The organism is Pseudomonas sp. GW821-FHT05H12 (assembly GCF_059419385.1).
Genome location: NZ_JBWKRS010000007.1, coordinates 172,298 through 188,979 on the forward strand (window position 1 = coordinate 172,298; position 16,682 = coordinate 188,979).

15 protein-coding genes are annotated in these 16,682 nt (G+C 63.3%); 10 read left to right on the forward strand and 5 right to left on the reverse strand.

Annotated elements, in window-relative coordinates; all coding sequences use genetic code 11:
• Window positions 1-18 precede the first annotated feature (18 nt).
• Together AC07SU_RS08725 and AC07SU_RS08730 are read right to left on the reverse strand one after the other, a co-directional pair.
• On the reverse strand, window positions 19-798 hold the full coding sequence (locus tag AC07SU_RS08725; protein ID WP_494996794.1) for a TIM barrel protein: 780 nt from the start codon (window positions 796-798) through the stop codon (window positions 19-21).
• Window positions 795-1,814: a Gfo/Idh/MocA family oxidoreductase gene (locus AC07SU_RS08730; protein WP_494996795.1), complete on the reverse strand. Its 1,020-nt coding sequence runs from the start codon at window positions 1,812-1,814 to the stop codon at window positions 795-797. Before AC07SU_RS08730 ends, AC07SU_RS08725 begins: the two co-directional genes overlap by 4 nt.
• Before the next feature lie 184 nt (window positions 1,815-1,998).
• Here AC07SU_RS08730 and AC07SU_RS08735 point away from each other — a divergent pair, with 184 nt between their 5' ends.
• The gene (locus tag AC07SU_RS08735; RefSeq protein WP_494996796.1) at window positions 1,999-3,972 is read left to right on the forward strand and encodes a sigma-54 interaction domain-containing protein; all 1,974 of its coding nucleotides are present in this window, start codon (window positions 1,999-2,001) and stop codon (window positions 3,970-3,972) included.
• A gap of 74 nt (window positions 3,973-4,046) precedes the next feature.
• On the opposite strand, the gene rtcR is transcribed toward AC07SU_RS08735, so the two are convergent.
• A complete protein-coding gene (rtcR, locus tag AC07SU_RS08740; protein ID WP_494996797.1) occupies window positions 4,047-5,630 on the reverse strand; it encodes an RNA repair transcriptional activator RtcR in 1,584 nt (527 codons plus the stop codon).
• A 212-nt stretch (window positions 5,631-5,842) separates the two neighbouring features.
• On the opposite strand from rtcR, the gene AC07SU_RS08745 reads away from it, so the two are divergent.
• From AC07SU_RS08745 to rtcA, 3 genes are read left to right on the forward strand one after another with little or no spacing between them, the layout of a single operon-like run.
• Window positions 5,843-7,069, forward strand: a complete 1,227-nt coding sequence (locus tag AC07SU_RS08745; protein ID WP_494996798.1) for an RtcB family protein — start codon at window positions 5,843-5,845, stop codon at window positions 7,067-7,069.
• Window positions 7,070-7,085: 16 nt separating this feature from the next.
• Window positions 7,086-7,874: a nucleotidyltransferase domain-containing protein gene (locus AC07SU_RS08750; protein ID WP_494996799.1), complete on the forward strand. Its 789-nt coding sequence runs from the start codon at window positions 7,086-7,088 to the stop codon at window positions 7,872-7,874.
• An 11-nt stretch (window positions 7,875-7,885) separates the two neighbouring features.
• Window positions 7,886-8,899, forward strand: coding sequence for an RNA 3'-terminal phosphate cyclase (gene rtcA / locus AC07SU_RS08755; protein ID WP_494996800.1), 1,014 nt, complete (start codon window positions 7,886-7,888; stop codon window positions 8,897-8,899).
• Here rtcA and AC07SU_RS08760 read toward each other — a convergent pair.
• A complete protein-coding gene (locus tag AC07SU_RS08760; protein WP_494996801.1) occupies window positions 8,896-9,939 on the reverse strand; it encodes a LacI family DNA-binding transcriptional regulator in 1,044 nt (347 codons plus the stop codon). The genes rtcA and AC07SU_RS08760 overlap by 4 nt on opposite strands.
• Before the next feature lie 161 nt (window positions 9,940-10,100).
• On the opposite strand from AC07SU_RS08760, the gene AC07SU_RS08765 reads away from it, so the two are divergent.
• From AC07SU_RS08765 to AC07SU_RS08785, 5 genes are all read left to right on the forward strand, one after another.
• The gene (locus tag AC07SU_RS08765; protein ID WP_494996802.1) at window positions 10,101-11,174 is read left to right on the forward strand and encodes a fatty acid desaturase family protein; all 1,074 of its coding nucleotides are present in this window, start codon (window positions 10,101-10,103) and stop codon (window positions 11,172-11,174) included.
• A 79-nt stretch (window positions 11,175-11,253) separates the two neighbouring features.
• Complete coding sequence (locus AC07SU_RS08770; protein WP_176997685.1) at window positions 11,254-11,574, forward strand: MocE family 2Fe-2S type ferredoxin; 321 nt, start codon at window positions 11,254-11,256, stop codon at window positions 11,572-11,574.
• A 2-nt stretch (window positions 11,575-11,576) separates the two neighbouring features.
• Entirely contained in the window at window positions 11,577-12,776 is a 1,200-nt protein-coding gene (locus AC07SU_RS08775) for an NAD(P)/FAD-dependent oxidoreductase (RefSeq protein ID WP_494996803.1), read from the forward strand.
• A 1-nt stretch (window position 12,777) separates the two neighbouring features.
• Window positions 12,778-13,602 (forward strand): sugar phosphate isomerase/epimerase family protein, encoded by an 825-nt coding sequence (locus AC07SU_RS08780; protein WP_494996804.1) that lies wholly within the window; start codon window positions 12,778-12,780, stop codon window positions 13,600-13,602.
• Between the two features lie 89 nt (window positions 13,603-13,691).
• Complete coding sequence (locus tag AC07SU_RS08785; RefSeq protein WP_494996805.1) at window positions 13,692-14,642, forward strand: Dyp-type peroxidase; 951 nt, start codon at window positions 13,692-13,694, stop codon at window positions 14,640-14,642.
• Window positions 14,643-14,753: 111 nt separating this feature from the next.
• On the opposite strand, the gene AC07SU_RS08790 is transcribed toward AC07SU_RS08785, so the two are convergent.
• Window positions 14,754-15,626, reverse strand: coding sequence for an undecaprenyl-diphosphate phosphatase (locus AC07SU_RS08790; protein ID WP_178919688.1), 873 nt, complete (start codon window positions 15,624-15,626; stop codon window positions 14,754-14,756).
• 291 nt (window positions 15,627-15,917) lie between these two features.
• On the opposite strand from AC07SU_RS08790, the gene AC07SU_RS08795 reads away from it, so the two are divergent.
• Window positions 15,918-16,424 (forward strand): GNAT family N-acetyltransferase, encoded by a 507-nt coding sequence (locus AC07SU_RS08795; RefSeq protein ID WP_256349874.1) that lies wholly within the window; start codon window positions 15,918-15,920, stop codon window positions 16,422-16,424.
• The last annotated feature ends 258 nt before the right edge of the window (window positions 16,425-16,682 follow it).

Sequence of the window (16,682 nt, forward strand, 5' to 3'; positions counted from 1 at the left end):
AGGGTGGTCCTTTTATTGTTATAGGGTGAAGGCCTGGCGGAAACGCTCCAGGGCCAACTCGCTGTCGCCACTGGCCCAGCCTTCCAGCCCGACCACGCCGGTATAGCCCATGGCGTGCAGGGCCCTGGCAATGGCCGGGTAGTGGATTTCGCCGGTGCCGGGCTCCTTGCGGCCAGGCACATCGGCCACCTGGATTTCACCGATGGAACCGCCGGCGCGCTGGATCAGTTCGATCAGGTTTCCTTCGCCAATCTGCGCGTGGTACAGGTCCAGGTTCATCTTCAAGTGCGGGCTGCCCACGGCTTCGATGAGCGCCAGGGTGTCGTCGGCGCGGGCGAAGGGCGTGCCGGGGTGGTCGACCTCGGTGTTGAGGTTTTCCAGCAGGAACACGCGGCCGGCGTCCTCTCCCAGGCGGGCGATTTTTTCCAGGGTCTTGCAGGCGCTCAGCCACATGCGCCCGGTGGTCTGGTTGACCGGTTGCACGGGCAGGCCGCCTTCACCCAGGCCGGTGCCGTGCAGGTTGAGGCTGGGGCAGTCGAGTTGCTCGGCGATGCCGATGGATTCGCGGGCGCTGTCGAGCAATTGGCGGACGCCGTCGGGGTCGGTGAGGGTGCCGCTGATGTAGCCGGTCATGGAGGTGAAGTCAGCACCGGTGGCGGCGAGGGCGCTGATGTCCTTGTCGGTCCAGTTCCAGATTTCCGCACTGAACCCCAATTGATGAATGCGCTTCACGCGCTCGATGAAGGGCAGGTCGAGAAAGACCATTTCGGCGCTGACCGCCAGCTTGAAAGGGATCATGGGCGGGTTCCCTGTACAGCCACGGCCTTGCCGGTTTCGAACGACTCGATACAGGCGCGAGCAATTGCCAGGGCGGCGCGGGCGTCTTCGCCGCTGGCCATCGGCTTGGCGCCCGTGCGCAGGCAGTCGGCGAAATGGTTGAGTTCGGCGATGTAGGCGTCGCGCAGCAGGTCGGTGTCCATGCGTTGGGTGTCGGCCTGGATGCCCTGGGCCAGGTAGCGCACCAGGTCGGAATCGTTGAGGCTGCCCATGCTCAACATGCCCTCGCTGCCGAACACTTCGCCGCGCACGTCGTAGCCGTACACCGCCTGGAAGTTGGCTTCGGCGGTGGCGATGGCGCCGTTGTCGAAGCGGATCGCGACCACGGCAGTGTCGAGGAAGCCTTTGCTTTTGAAGGCCGGGGCGATCAAGGCGTCGGCCATCACATAGACCTGCACCGCCTCGGCCCCGGGGTTGAGGTAGCGCAGGGTGTCGAAGTCGTGGATCAGGGTTTCCAGGAAGATCACCCACTGCGGCGAAGCGGCCGGGTTGTTCAGCGCCGGGTCGCGGGTCAGCGAACGCAGCAACTGCGGGGTGCCGATACGGCCGGCAGCGACATCCAGGTGAGCGGTGCGAAAGCTCTTGGCGAAGCGCCGGTTGAAGCCCACCTGCAACGGCACCCGCGCATCGGCCGCAGCCGCTATGGCACGGTCGGCTTCGTCGAGGGTGATGGCCATGGGTTTTTCGCAGAAGATGCCCTTGCCGGCGCGGGCGGCGCTAATCACCAGTTCGGCGTGGCTGCGGGCGGGGGCGGCGATGATCACGCCGTCGATGTCCGGGTCGTCGAGCAGCTGTTGCGGGTCGGTGTAGACCTTGGCTACCCCCAATTCAGCGGCGAGGCGCGCGGCCTGGCCTGGTGTCGGGTCGGCAATCGCCACCAGGCTGGCGCCGGGGATGTGCCGCGCAGCGGTCAGACCGTGGAAGCTGCCCATGCGACCGGCACCGATCAGACCCAGGCGGATGTTCTGTGTATTCATGAATTGACCCCTTCTTATTGTTGGCCTCAGGACGGTCCTGATGGGCAATGAGGTAGGAGCAAGGGCTGTGCCAATTCATAAGCTGCTGATATTTATCGATTAATTAATCTTTATAAACAAAAAGTGTTCATTTAAATGACATGTCTATACTGACATGTCGAAAATATGAACATGGGTACCCCGGATGAGCATGGCGTTCAGCGTACAAGACCTCGATTACCTCACGGCCCTGGGGCCTGCGGCGCTGAATGACGGCCCCGTTCCAGCCCTGGAGCAGGCGTGGCGAGCATGCCTGGCGGGTGAGGTCGAGCGCCCGGCCGGGGTGCGGCAGGTCATCTGGGATTCGTGGCGGCGCAGCGTCGAGGCGGGGCTCGACCCGGCTGACGGCGCGTATCGCTTTGTCGCCGACGAAGCACTGGCCGCCACCCTGGCCACTCACCGCGTCCTGATCGCCGCCGCCGCGCACGTCATGCATGGGCTGCTGGCCTATAACCCACGCGGGCATATCAACCTCACCGATGCTCACGGCACCACCTTGTACTTCTGCGGGCTGGATATCACGCCGGTCGGCAGCCGCCTGCTGGAGTCGGTGCAGGGCACTAATTGCACCGGCCTGGCCCTGGCCGAAGACCGCCTGGTGTATGTGCTGGCCGAAGAAAACTTCGCCACGGGCTTGCGCCAACGCCGCATGCACTGCGCCGCCGCGCCGATCAAAAACGCCCAGGGCCAGACCCTGGCGATGCTGACCCTCACGGCCGAGCCTGGCTGGTTTCATTTCCATACCCTGGGCACCGTGCAGGCCGCAGCCGAAGCAGTGTCGCGGCAGATGGCGCTGCACGGTTTGCTGGAAGAGCAGCAAGCCGTGCTCGAAGTGCTCAACGAAGGCCTGGTGGTGCTGGATGAGCGCGGCTGCATCAAGGCGCTCAACCGTTATGCGCGGCAATTGTTCGGCGTGGGCCCGGAGCTGGTCGGCAGCCCGTTCCAGCGTTTGGGCCGCAGCGAGTTGAGCGACGTGCTGGGCGAGCCGGTGCGCGACCTCGATTGCACCTTTCACCTGCAGGACCGCAGCCAGCTCGCCTGCCTGGTTTCGGTGTGCCCGCTGGAACAGGGCGGGGTGATCGTCTCGCTACGCGAGAACCGGCGGATCCGCGAGATTACCCGGCGCATCATCGGCACCCAGGCCCGCTACACCTTTGAGACCATCCAGGGCAGTTCGCGGGCCATTCACGACGCGTTGCACCTGGGGCGCATCGCCAGTCGCAGCGATTCCACCACCTTGATTCTCGGCGAAAGCGGCACCGGCAAGGAGCTGTTCGCCCAGGCGATCCACAACGGCAGCGACCGTCATAAAGGCCCATTCGTGGCGGTCAACTGCGGTGCGATCCCGCGGGATCTGGTGCAAAGCGAGCTGTTCGGGCATGTGGAAGGCGCGTTCACCGGTGCCACCCGTGGCGGTTCGGCGGGCAAGTTTGAATTGGCGGATGGCGGCACGATCTTCCTGGATGAGATTGGTGACATGTCCTTCGATGCCCAGGTGAGTTTGCTGCGGGTGTTGCAGGAGGGTGAAGTCACCCGCGTGGGCGCGAAAAACTCGCGGCGGGTGGATGTGCGCATCATTGCGGCCACCCATCGCAACCTGAGCCAGGCGGTGGCGGAGGGCGCCTTTCGCGAAGACCTCTACTATCGCCTCAACGTGCTGAACCTCACCGTGCCGCCGCTGCGTATGCGCCGCGAAGACATCCCATTGCTGGCACGGCATTTTCTTGCGCGCTTTGCCCGCTCACTGCGTAAATCGGTGCAGGGTTTTGCGCCGGAGGCGCTGGCATTGCTGTCGGCCTACGGTTGGCCGGGCAATGTGCGCGAGTTGGAAAACAGCATCGAACGGGCAACCAACCTGGCCACGGGTGAGTTGATCCAGGCGAGCGACCTGCCGCTGGAGACCCGCCACCGAGCGCCGGCACGCGCTTATGAGCCGCAGCCTGCCCAAGACCTGAGCAGTCATGAAATGCAGGCGATTGCGGCGGCTTTGCAGAACACCGGAGGCAATATCCGCCTGGCTGCGCGGCAGCTCAACGTGTCGCGGGGCGGGCTGTACAACAAGATGAGCCGCTTGGGCCTGAATGCCGCCGATTTCCGAACAAGCACCCCAGCCCCGTAGGAGCCGGCTTGCCGGCGATGAGGCCATTGTTTTCAGCACATACCTTGAGGCCGCCATCGCCGGCAAGCCGGCTCCTACAAGGGTTTGAGTTGCTTCCAGTCGATGCCGAAGCGCGCCAGGTATTTGCGCAGGCGGTCTGCGTCGTTCGGCTGGGCCTTGGCTTGGCGCGAGACGCCGAACAGGCGGCGGCCGGCGTCGGAGAGGCTGTCGGCCTGCAGGCACACATCGATCACCGCCTTGAGTTGCAGCTGGTCGAACAGGTCCAGGTCGTCGGGCAGAAAGGCCTGCGGTTCGGACAGTCCCCAGGCGTAGCGCAGGCGCCGAATTTCTTCTTCGACCTGGGTTTCATCGATGCGCCCGCTGTCGGCCAGGGTGGCCATGCGGGTGATCGACGCGGACAGTTCGCGAAAGTTACCCAGCCACGCCGCTTCGCTGGAGCTGGCGAACGCCAGGTAGCGACGCCGCGCTTCCAGGTTGAAGCGCACGCGGCGGCCTTGTTCGCGGGCATGGCGTTCCAGCTCGAAGTCGAGGTTCGGCTCGATGTCTTCCCGTCGGCCCGCCAGGCCGGGCAGGTCGAATGTCCACAGGTTGATTCGCGCGTACAGGTCTTCGCGAAACAGTCCCTCGGCCACGCGCCCGCGCAGGTCGCGGTGGGTGCCGGCGATAATCAGGAAGTCGCTGGCCACTTCGCGGTCGGCGCCCATGGGGTAGAAGCGTTTTTCTTCGATGGCCTTGAGCAGCATCGCCTGTTCGTCCAGGCCCAGCTCGCCGATTTCATCAAGGAACAGCATGCCGCCGTCCGCCGCGCGCAGCAGGCCGTCGCGGGCGTTTTGCGCGCCGGTGAAGGCGCCTTTGATATGCCCGAACAACGCCGACATCGCGCCGTCGCCGCGCAGGGTGGCGCAGTTCACTTCGACGAAACGCCCCTGCACTTGATGGCGGCTGCGCTTGAGCTCAAAGATGCGCCGGGCCAGGAAGGATTTGCCCGCGCCCGTCGGGCCGATCAACAGCATCGGCGCGGTAGAGCGCACGGCCACCCGTTCGATTTGTTCGATGGACGCATTGAACGCGCTGTTGCGCGTGGCGATCCCGGATTTCAGGAAGGCCAGGCCCTCCAGGCGCTGATGGGCAAAACGCGAGGCGATGCGGTCGTAGCGCGACAGGTCGAGGTCGATCAGGGTATGGGTGCCGGTGGCGGGCGCCGTTTCGTCCAGGCGGCGCGTGGGGGAGGTCTGGACCAGTCGCGCTGGCAGGTTGCGCGCCTCGGTCAGCAGGAACCAGCAGATCTGCGCCACGTGGGTGCCGGTGGTGATGTGGACCAGGTAGTCCTCGTGCTCGGTGTCGAAGCGGTAGTTGGCGGTGAAGTCGTGCAGCGCGCCGTACACTTCTTCGAAATCCCAGGGGTTGTTCAGCGGCATCGGGTGCAGGCGCACGTCGGTGTGCGGCGAGACTTGTCCGATGTCGGCGCGTATCCGCTCGGCAATGCTGACGTCGCGGGCGTCGATGTCGTGGATCAGCTCCAGGCGATCAATTTGCAGGTTGTCCTGCTGGCACAAGCCGACGCTGGGGCGCCAATGGTTCCAGCGATTGGCGCCCTTGCCGATGCGATCCAGTTTGGAGCCGATAAACCCGATGGCGACCGTGCGCTTGTGTTTCATGGATAGACCAAAATATAAATGACGATAGGTAAGGATATGGATGTGATGAAAGGGCTGTCATGGTTTTTTCGTAGAGATTTCTTGATTATGAAAAATACCTATCAAAAACAATTGGTTAAAAATTTTATGTGAACTTTCTGAATATCTGGCATGACCGCTGCTATATCCCAGCCAACGCCGCAGTGACGGCTTTCAAGAAAAGAATCGAGATCATGCAAGAGAAGACCTACCAACTGCTGGAAGTGGCCAACGGCAAGCCGATCAAACTCTGGACCCAGGGCGTGCCTGTTGAACCCGAAGCCCGCCAGCAATTGATGAACACCGCCCAGATGCCGTTCATCTTCAAACACCTGGCAGTAATGCCGGATGTGCACCTGGGCAAGGGGTCGACCATTGGCAGTGTGATCCCCACCGTGGGCGCAATCATCCCGGCAGCGGTGGGGGTGGACATCGGTTGCGGCATGATCGCCGCCCGCACCACATTGATGGCCGGTGACTTGCCCGACAACCTGTTTGGCTTGCGCTGCGCCATCGAGGCCGCCGTGCCCCATGGCCGCACCCGCAGCCGAAAAGGCCGCGATAAAGGTGCCTGGGAAGACGTCCCGGCCGAAGCGGATCAGGTGTGGGCGGCGTTGCACCCGCGCTTCAAGGCGATCACCGACAAGTACCCGCAACTGGAACGCGCCAACCACCGCCAGCACCTGGGTACATTGGGCACCGGCAACCACTTTGTCGAGGTGTGCCTGGATGAAGCCAACCGTGTCTGGTTCATGTTGCACAGCGGTTCCCGTGGCGTCGGTAACGCGATCGGTAACTTGTTTATCCAGCTGGCCCAGGCCGATATGCGCCAGCACATCGCCAACTTGCCGGACCGTGACCTGGCGTATTTCGAAGAGGGCAGCCAGCATTTCGATGACTATGTAGAAGCGGTGGGCTGGGCCCAGGATTTTGCCCGGCAGAACCGCGAGTTGATGATGCGCGCCGTGGTGCAGGCCACGCGCCAGGTGATCAGGAAGCCGTTTGAAGTGGCGTTGGAAGCCGTGAACTGCCATCACAACTATGTGCAGAAAGAGCGGCATTTTGGCGAAGAGGTGCTGGTTACGCGCAAAGGCGCGGTGTCGGCGAAGAAGGGCGAGCTGGGGATTATCCCGGGCTCCATGGGCGCCAAGAGCTTCATCGTGCGCGGCCTGGGTAACGAAGAGTCGTTCTGCTCCTGCAGCCACGGTGCCGGCCGCACCATGAGCCGCACCAAGGCGAAGAACACCTTCACCGTGGCCGACCAGGTGCGTGCGACGGCCCACGTGGAATGCCGCAAGGACGCCGATGTGATCGATGAAATACCGATGGCCTACAAGGACATCGACCAGGTCATGCACGCCCAGCGCGAGCTGGTGGAAGTGCTGCACACCTTACGCCAAGTGGTGTGTGTCAAAGGATAGGAGGAGGGGAATCAGGATGGAAAGGGAAGAGCGTCACCCACTCTGCGACGCCATGCGTGCGCGGGTGTTGCAAGAGCTGGAAAGGATCGAGCGCGAGCGCAATGTCACGGTGTTGTACGCCTGTGAGTCCGGCAGCCGGGCCTGGGGCTTTGCCTCCACCGACAGTGACTACGATGTGCGCTTCGTCTACGTGGAGAAGCCCGATTGGTTCATGCAGGTGGACACGCCACGGGACGTGATCGAGCGCCCGCTGGATGACGAGCTGGACATCAGCGGTTGGGAACTGCGCAAAACCCTGGGGCTGCTGCGCAAATCCAATCCCACGTTGCTGGAGTGGCTGGATTCGCCGCTGGTGTATCGCCAGGACGCTACCGCCACTGCGCAATTGCGTGGGTTAGCCGAGGCGTTCTACAGCCCGCCGGCTGCGCGCAGTCATTACTTGTCGATGGCCAAGAAGAATTTTCGCGGTTACCTGCAAGGCGATTCGGTGCGTTTCAAGAAGTACTTCTACGTGCTGCGACCGTTACTCGCGGTGCGTTGGATTGACCTGGGCCTGGGCCGCCCGCCGATGACCTTTGCCGACCTCCTGGGGACGGTGGATGACGCGCAACTGTTGGATGAAGTAGCGGCCCTGCTGGTATTGAAGCGCAATGCCGACGAGGCGGCCTACGGGCCACGGCGCCCTGCATTGCATGCCTATATCCAGCGTGAACTGGAGCGCCAAGTGCCGTCATTGCCACGCACCCACGCAGACTCACAACAACTGGATGACTACCTGCGCAGCACCGTCAAACACTTTGCATAAGGAAATACGAAATGATTGAACTTGACGGCGCCATGGGCGGTGGCCAGGTACTGCGCAGTGGCTTGAGCCTGGCGATGGTCACAGGGCAAAACCTGCACATCCGCAACATCCGCGCCAAGCGCAGCCGGCCGGGGTTGATGCGTCAACACCTGACGGCTGTGCTGGCGGCGGCACAGGTGTGTGGTGCCAAGGTGGAAGGGGCCGAGTTGGGCTCCCAGACGCTGCGCTTTGAACCGGGCGCGATTCAGGGCGGTGAATACCGCTTCAGCATCGGCACTGCCGGCAGTTGCACCCTGGTGCTGCAAACCTTGTTGCCAGCGTTGTTGCGCGCACCGACGGCCAGCCGCGTGACGATCTGCGGCGGCACCCACAACCCACTGGCGCCGCCGGTGGACTTCCTGCAACGGGCCTGGCTGCCGTTGTTGCGCCGCATGGGCGCGCGCATTGAACTGAGCCTGAATCGGTATGGGTTTGCCCCGGCAGGCGGTGGCGAACTGGAGGCTTTTATCCAGCCGTCCGAACTGGCACCGCTGCACCTGATGCAGCGCGGCAAGTTGCTCGAATCACGCGCGATTGCCCTGAACGCGGGGTTGCCCGCCGAGGTCAGCGAGCGTGAGCTCAAGCGCGTGGGCCAGCGCCTGGGGTTCGACGACACGCAACTGCTTTCGGTCGCCATCGACCCGGAACAAGGCCCTGGTAATCTGCTGATGCTGGAGTATGTGCACGAACACGTCACCGAGGTGTTCAGCGCCTTCGGCATGCACAGGCTGCGTGCCGAAAAGGTGGCCGACCAGGCCATCGAGCAGTCGCAGGCATGGCGTTGCACGCAGACGGCAGTGGGTGAGCATTTAGCCGATCAATTGCTGCTGCCGATGGCAATGGCCGGTGGCGGCAGTTTTACCACGCCGCACATGAGCGACCATTTGCACAGCAATATGCACGTGATCCAGCGCTTCCTGCCGGTGGCGATTGACAGCCATGTGCTGGAAGAGGGTGGGCTTAAAATCGAGTGCCGCGCGCTTTAAAGGTTCTCCGAGGTCACGATCTGCGGCGCAATGTACATCCGGTGCCGCACCGGGTCGAAGGTCTCGGCGGTCTGCAAATCCACCAGCAATTCGATCAGCGCCGTGGCCGTCTGGCGCGGTTGTGAATCCATCACCACATCGATCAGGCCTTGGCGCAACGCCTGGCGCGACAGTTCGGTGGACTCCTGCAGGATGCAGCACAACGCCGGTCGTTTGGGCAACTGCGCCAGGGCGCTGATGATGCCGTCTCCGCCGCCACCCACTACGCACAGGCCGCGCAGGTCTGTGTGGCGGGTGATGAGGTCGAGGGTGGCCTCTTCGGTGATGTCGCTGTTATCCAGGTTGATCAGCGGTTCCAGTGGCTTGAGCCCCGGCGCGTGTTCGGCCAGGTAGCTGTGCAAACCTTCGACCCGCGCCTGGTGGCCGAGGAAGCGATGGCCGCCCAATAGAATCCCCACACTGCCTTTGCGCGCCCCACAGGTGCGGGCCAGCAACCAGCCCATGGTGCGCCCGACCACATGATTGTCCTGGCCCACATAGGGTTCGGCGGCGTGTTCGTGGATATCCGAGAGCAGCGCCACCACCGGCACGCCGGCTTCGCGGATTTGCGCCAATGTGGCGTTGATCAGCGGGTGGGCAAAGCTGACCACGGCGAGGGCGTCGCATTGCACGGCCAGTTGTTCGATTTGGGCGGCGATCACGCTTGGCGTGCGGTCCACGATGTACTCGAACTGGCAGGTCAGGTTGGCACCGGCGTGACGCTGCGCCGCTTCGCCAATCGCCTGCGCCAGGCTGGCGTAGAACGCTTGAGCGGTGGCCAGCAGCAGGATGCCGAAACGGTAGGTTGGCCTACGTTCGCGAATGCGCTGGCCGATCAGCCGCGCGGCAAAATAACCCACGGCTTCGGCGGCCTGGAACACCTGCTCGGCGGTCTGTGGGTTGACCGGCGCGCGGGCGTTCAACACCCGGTCGACGGTGGCCACGCTCAGCCCTGCATGGGCGGCAACGGTGGCGATGGTTGGGCGTTTGTTGTTGTTCATGGCTGGCCCTGTCTGCGTCTTGATAGAAAACTATCAAGCCCCGCTGGACCTGGATGATAGCTTGATAGGGAATGGATTCAAGGCCTTGAGGGTGAATCACCCGTTCTCTATCGTGGGTTTCGCAAAGCCCCTGAAACCCACGCTTGCGGAGAACAATAACAATGCCTCAACCCACCCGACGCGACTACAGCCTCACAGGCCCCGAAGCGGCCCGCGCGGCCGAAAAGGGCCTGGTATCAGCCAACTGGTACCAATCGCCGATTGCCCGTAAACGCATGAAGGAACTGATGCAACGCCGCGACGGCCCGGCCTTGCGCGACACCGCCCTGTGGGTGGCCACACTGTTCGCCACCGGCTTTGGCGGCTACTGGTTCTGGGGCACCTGGGCCTGCGTGCCGTTCTTCATCGCCTATGGCGTGCTGTACGGCACCGCCTCCAACCCGCGCTGGCACGAAACCGGCCACGGCACCGCGTTCAAGACCCGCTGGATGAACGACGGGCTGTATCAGGTCGCCAGCTTCATGTGCATCTTCGAACCCCATGTGTGGCGCTGGAGCCATGCGCGGCACCACACCGACACCATCGTGGTGGGCCGCGACCCGGAGATCGTCGAGCCGCGCCCGCCCAGCTTCCTGATGATGTTCCTCAGCCTGTTCAACCTGCCCCTGGCCTGGAAAACCTTCAGCGGCGTGGCGCGCCATGCCATCGGCAAGATGAGTGCCCAGGAGGCGGATTTCATCCCTGAATCCGAATGGCCCAAGGTGTTCCGTGCGGCGCGGATCTGGGTGGGTATCTATGCCGTGATCATCGGCGCCGCCCTGTATCTGCACAGTTGGCTGCCACTGATGCTGGTAGGCCTTCCGAGCCTCTACGGTGCGTGGCTTGGCTACCTGTTCGGCCTCACCCAGCACGTTGGCCTGGCCGAAGACGTGCTGGACCATCGCAGCAACTGCCGCACGATCTACATGAACCGCGTGCTGCGTTTTATCTACATGGACATGAACTACCACCTCGAGCACCACATGTACCCGATGGTGCCGTACCACGCCCTGGCCCAGTTGCACGAAGAGATCCGCAACGACTGCCCGCCGCCCTACGCCAACCTGCTGGAGGCCTACAGGGAAATCCTCCCGACGATCTGGCGCCAGCGCCGCGACCCGAATTACTTCATCCAACGCCCGGGCCCTTGTAGTGAGCGAGCTTGCTCGCGCTGGGCCGCGCAGCAGCCCCAATAACGCCACCGCGTTTTCCAGACAATTCTGCGGCATGTTTACGGCCGCCGCGCGAGCAAGCTCGCTCACTACAGGAACCCTCATGAACGACCAATGGATCGACGTCTGCGCCGTGGGCGAAATAGACGAAGAAGACGTGTTGCGCTTCGACCACGGGCCGCACACCTACGCGGTGTACCGTTCGGCCGATAATGAATTCTTCGCCACGGCGGGCCTGTGCACCCACGAGAAAATCCACCTCGCCGACGGCCTGGTGATGGACCACATCATCGAATGCCCCAAGCACAACGGGCGCTTCGATTACCGCACCGGCAAAGCCATGGGCGCACCGGTGTGCGTCAACCTCAAGACCTACCCGGTGCGGGTCGAAGCGGGGCGAGTGCTGCTCGCTGTCATGGCCTGATGATGAACGCCCCCCTGATTATCGTCGGCGCCGGCCATGCCGGTGGCCGTGCGGCGCTGACCCTGCGCGAAGAAGGCTACACCGGACGGCTGATCCTGATTGGCGATGAAGCGCACTTGCCCTACGAGCGACCGCCACTGTCCAAGGGATTGTTGCAGGGCGCCACGGACCTGGCCGGGTGCAGCCTGCTCAGCAGCGAGCGACTCGCCGAGTTGGGCATCGAGCATATTGCCGGTAACCCGGTGAGCCGGTTGGAACCCTCGCAACATCGCCTGCAATTGGCTGACGGCCAGTGGTTGTCTTACGCCGGGCTGTTGCTGGCGACCGGGGGCAGGGCGCGGCGTTTGCCCCAGGAACAGGCCAATGTGCTTTACCTGCGTACCCATGATGAAGCCCTGGCCCTGCGCAGCGTGCTGAACCCCGGCACGCGGCTGGTGGTGGTCGGCGGCGGCTTTATCGGCCTGGAAGTGGCGGCGACCGCACGTGGGCTTGGCTGTGCAGTCACGGTGCTGGAAGCCGGGCCACGGCTGGCGGGCCGCGTGCTGCCGGCGATTATCTCCCAGGCGCTGCTGGACCTGCATCGCGAACACGGCGTGGACGTGCGATTGAATGTGGCGCTGGAATCGATCCAGGCCGACGCCGTATTGCTGGTCGACGGGCAACGCTTGCCCTGCGACCTCATCGTGGTCGGTATTGGCATGCAGCCGAATATCGAACTGGCCGCTGGCGCAGGGTTGGAGGTGGGGCAGGGTATTCGAGTCGATGAATACCTGCGCGCCAGTGCGCCCAACATTTATGCGGCGGGTGACGTGTGTGAGTTTCGCCTGGGGGGCCTCTATCAACGCCAGGAGACCTGGCGCAACGCCGAGGCCCAGGGGCGCCATGCGGCACTCAATTTGTTGGGGCGTGAAGTGCCGTTCGAAACGATCCCGGGCTTCTGGTCCGATCAGTACGACTGGGGCTTGCAGACCGTGGGGGTGCTGACGCCGATGACGATCAGCCGCCCACTGCCGGGAGGCGGCATGCTGCTGTTTTGCCTGGATGCCGATCAGCGTTTGCAAGGTGCCTGCGGCTGGGCCTCGGGCAACGGCGTGGCCAAAGACATCAAGCTGTGCGAGCGCCTGATCACCGCACGCATTGCCCTCGACGCCGCCGCGCTGGCGGACCCCGGGCAGTCCCTTAAACACCTGCTGCGAGGCTGATATGCGCCAACTCCTGGTATTCCAATCCCTGTGGGCCATGCAAACCGAACCCGGCCCGCTGGAGGCGCAGCTCGATCGCATCAAGGCTGCGGGATTCGATGGCATCACCGACCACTACTGGCAGCCTGCCGACGTGGCCCGACTGCACGCAGCGGCCACGGCCAGGGGCTTGCAGATCGAAGGCCAGCTGTTCCCGCAAAGCGTCGACGACCTGGCGGCAGCGTTGGACGTGATCAGCCGCCATGGTTGCCATCACCTCACCCTACAAGCCGACGTGCGCCCGCGCACCCAGAGCGAAGCCGCGCGGTTGGTGGAGGGTTGGCAGCGATTGGCCGAGCAGGTGGACTTTCCGGTACTGCTGGAAACCCATCGCTATCGCCTGACCAACGACCTGCTGTTCACCCTCGACCTGCTGGCGCAAATGCCCGACCTGAAACTGCTGGCCGACCTGTCCCACTACGTGGTCGGGCGTGAATTGCCCGAACCTGGCGCGCTTGAAGACGACGAGCAGATCCGCACGATCCTGCGCCATAGCTGGGGTTTTCACGGCCGTGTCGCCAGTAGCGAACAGGTGCAGGTCTCGCTGGAGTTTCCCCAGCACCAGGCCTGGGTACAGCGGTTTACTGAGTGGTGGCGCTACGGGATCAACGACTGGCTGGCCCGCCCCGACACGCCGCAGAGCCTGTCCTTCACCTGCGAACTCGGCCCGCCGCCCTATGCGATCACTGGCGCCGATGGCCACGAGATCAGTGATCGCTGGGCCGAAGCCTTGAAACTGCAGGCGCTGATTCGCACCCTATGGCACCGCTGCACCCACCCCCTGTAGGAGCCGGCTTGCCGGCGATGGCGTCCGTAAAATCGCCATCGGATCTGCTAATCTGCCCGGGTCTTTAGCCCCCAGCCCGGAGCTTCACCATGTCGACATCCTCCGTTCAGCCGCCCCTGGAACCGCAATCCGTCTGCCACCCCATCACCAGCAGCGCCATCTTCATGGTCGCCACCATCGCTCCCGGCAGTGAAGACACGGTGCGCGGCTGGTGCGCCGACATCGCCGGGCTGGTGCGTTCGGTGGGCAAGCGCGTGCCGGCGGGCAACCTCACCTGCGTGTGCGGGTTTGGCTCGGATGCCTGGGATCGACTGTTCGGCGCGCCACGCCCGGCCGCGCTGCACCCGTTCCGCGAATTCGGTGTGCCAGGGCGCCTGGCGGTGTCGACACCGGGGGATATCCTGCTGCACATCCGCGCCGAGCAGATGGACCTGTGCTTCGAGCTGGCCACCCATCTCATGGCGGCCCTGGGCGACGCGGTGAAGGTGGTGGATGAGGTGCAGGGTTTCCGCTACTTCGACATGCGCAGCATCATCGGCTTTGTCGACGGCACCGAGAACCCGGTGGGGCGCAAGGCCGAGGGTTTCACCATCGTGGGCGATGAAGACAGCGAATTCCGTGGCGGCAGCTATGTGCTGGTGCAGAAGTACCTGCACAACATGACGGCCTGGAACGGCCTGACCGTGGAGGCCCAGGAGAAGGTGATCGGGCGCACCAAACTGTCGGATATCGAGCTGGACGAGGAGGCTAAGCCGAGCAATTCCCATAGCGCGCTCACTGTCATCACGGACGAGAACGGTGAGGAAGTGAAGATCCTGCGCGACAACATGCCCTTCGGCCGGCCGGGGGCAGGGGAGTTCGGCACCTATTTCATTGGGTATGCACGCTCGCCGCAGCCGTTGGAGTTGATGCTGGAGAACATGTTCGTCGGGCGCCCGGTGGGCAATTACGACCGCTTGCTGGATTTCAGCACGGCGGTTACTGGCGGGTTGTTCTTCGTACCCTCGGCCGACCTGCTCGAAGCATTGGCCGACCGCTAACCACGATCCCCTGTAGGAGCCGGCTTGCCGGCGATAGCGGTGTATCAGGTAAAAAACAGGCTGCCTGACACACCGCCATCGCCGGCAAGCCGGCTCCTACAGGGGGTGGTGTCAGCTCAGCAGGCCGGTGCTGACCGCCACAATCAGGAACACCCCGAGCAACGCCCGGTAGATCACGAACGGCCAGGTGGAGAACCGCTCCAGGAACTTCATCAAGCCCCAGATCGCAAAGAACGCCGAGACGCTTGCCACCACCAGCCCGAAGATCAGGTGTGGCCAGGCGTGGGCCGGCATGTCCGCATGCAACAACACCCACAGCTCCTTCAAACCGGCGAGGGCGATGGCCGGCAGGCCCAGCAGGAAGGAGAAGCGCGCCGCTTCTTCACGCTTGAAGTTGAGAAACAGCGCGGCGGTGAGGGTGGAACCGGAGCGCGATACGCCGGGGATCAACGCGCCAATCTGTGCGATACCCACGATCAACGCATCGCGCAGGCGCATTTCGCTCACCTCGCGGGTGTGGCGTGCGCGTACTTCGGCCACTGCCAGCAACACCGCCATGACCACGCAGGAAATGCCGATCACCATCAACCCGCGCAACGGCGAGTTGCAGGCGTTGAGGGTCGAGGACAGCGCGAGGCCGGCAATCCCGATCGGGATGGTCGCCAGCACAATCGCCACCGCCAGCTTGAACCAGCGGTCGTTGTAGTCGCCCCGGCGCACCGCGCCGATGCTGCCGGTGGTCACTTGGCGCACATCACGCCAGAAGTAACTGACCACCGCCGCCAGCGCCGCCAACTGCATGGCCGCCGAAAACGCCGAGCCCGGGTCCTGCCAGCCGAGCAGGGCCGGCACCACCCGCATGTGGGCCGTGGACGACACCGGCAACAGCTCGGTAATGCCCTGGATCACGCCCAGGATGAAGATCTGCAGGTAATCCAGGGAGGCAAAGCCCACATCCAGGCCGGCGGTACAGACGTTGGTCAAAATACATGTCCTTAAAATGAATAACCGGAACCTGTAGTGAGCGGGCTCGCCCCGCGCCGCGCCAGTCCTGGCACCGCACACTCATGGGAGAAACCCGGAGCCTGGTCTGGCGCCGCGCGGGGCAAGCCCGCTCACTACAATTTGGGGAAGTTTATTCTAAATGTTTCAGGATTTTGGGCGGGGCCGGGCAAATCCGCAATCGGTTCAGCAAACAGAAAGGTTATGCAATGTATTGGCCTGCGCAGGGCTTTTGTGAACAATGGCGCCCTGCGTTTTTTGACCGAGAGCCCCATGCCTGAAACCACCGTCGAATTGATCCAGACCGGCCCTGACGCCCTGGAGCTGATCCGCAATCTCTACCAGTACTACGCCTATGAGTCCTCCGACTGGGAACAGGAAGATGTCGAGTCCGACGGACGCTTCTATATCCACGACGAGCACCTAGTGCGCTACTGGGAAGACCCGCAGTGGAGCGCCCACCTGCTGCTGGTGGAGGGTTACATCGCCGGTTTCCTGCTGATCGAAGGCAGCGAGTTGCCCGGTGTTGATGCCCTGGAGCTGGCCGACCTGTTCATCCTCAAGCGCTATCGGCGCAAAGGCATTGGCCGCGCCATCGCCACCCAGGTGCTGTGCAGCGGCGAGCGCAACTGGCTGGTGCGTTTCTATGACCAGGACGAAGTGTCCCAGGCGTTCTGGCGCACGGTGCTGGACAACCTGCCACGCCCGGTGCAGGCCCTGGACCTGGACGATGACCCGCAGCTGGTCAATTACCTGATCACGCGGGTGGCGCTGCATTGAGGATTGGCGGGTTCATCTAAAAGAGGCTTCGGCCTCTTTTTTTTGTCTGCGTTTCAGCCTATTCGCTGTAGCTGTCTCTGACCTTAATGTTTTTATGTGCATAAAAAAACATTTACAAGCATGGTGCATGCTGTGAATATGTCCCGGCGAATTTAAAAAAACAAAAAACATCCGCGGCCATGACCTCGCTCAGGCCATAACAATAACGACCTAACACAGGCTTGAAGCCGGCTCCTGCCCCAGGCCGGTCTTCTCAGC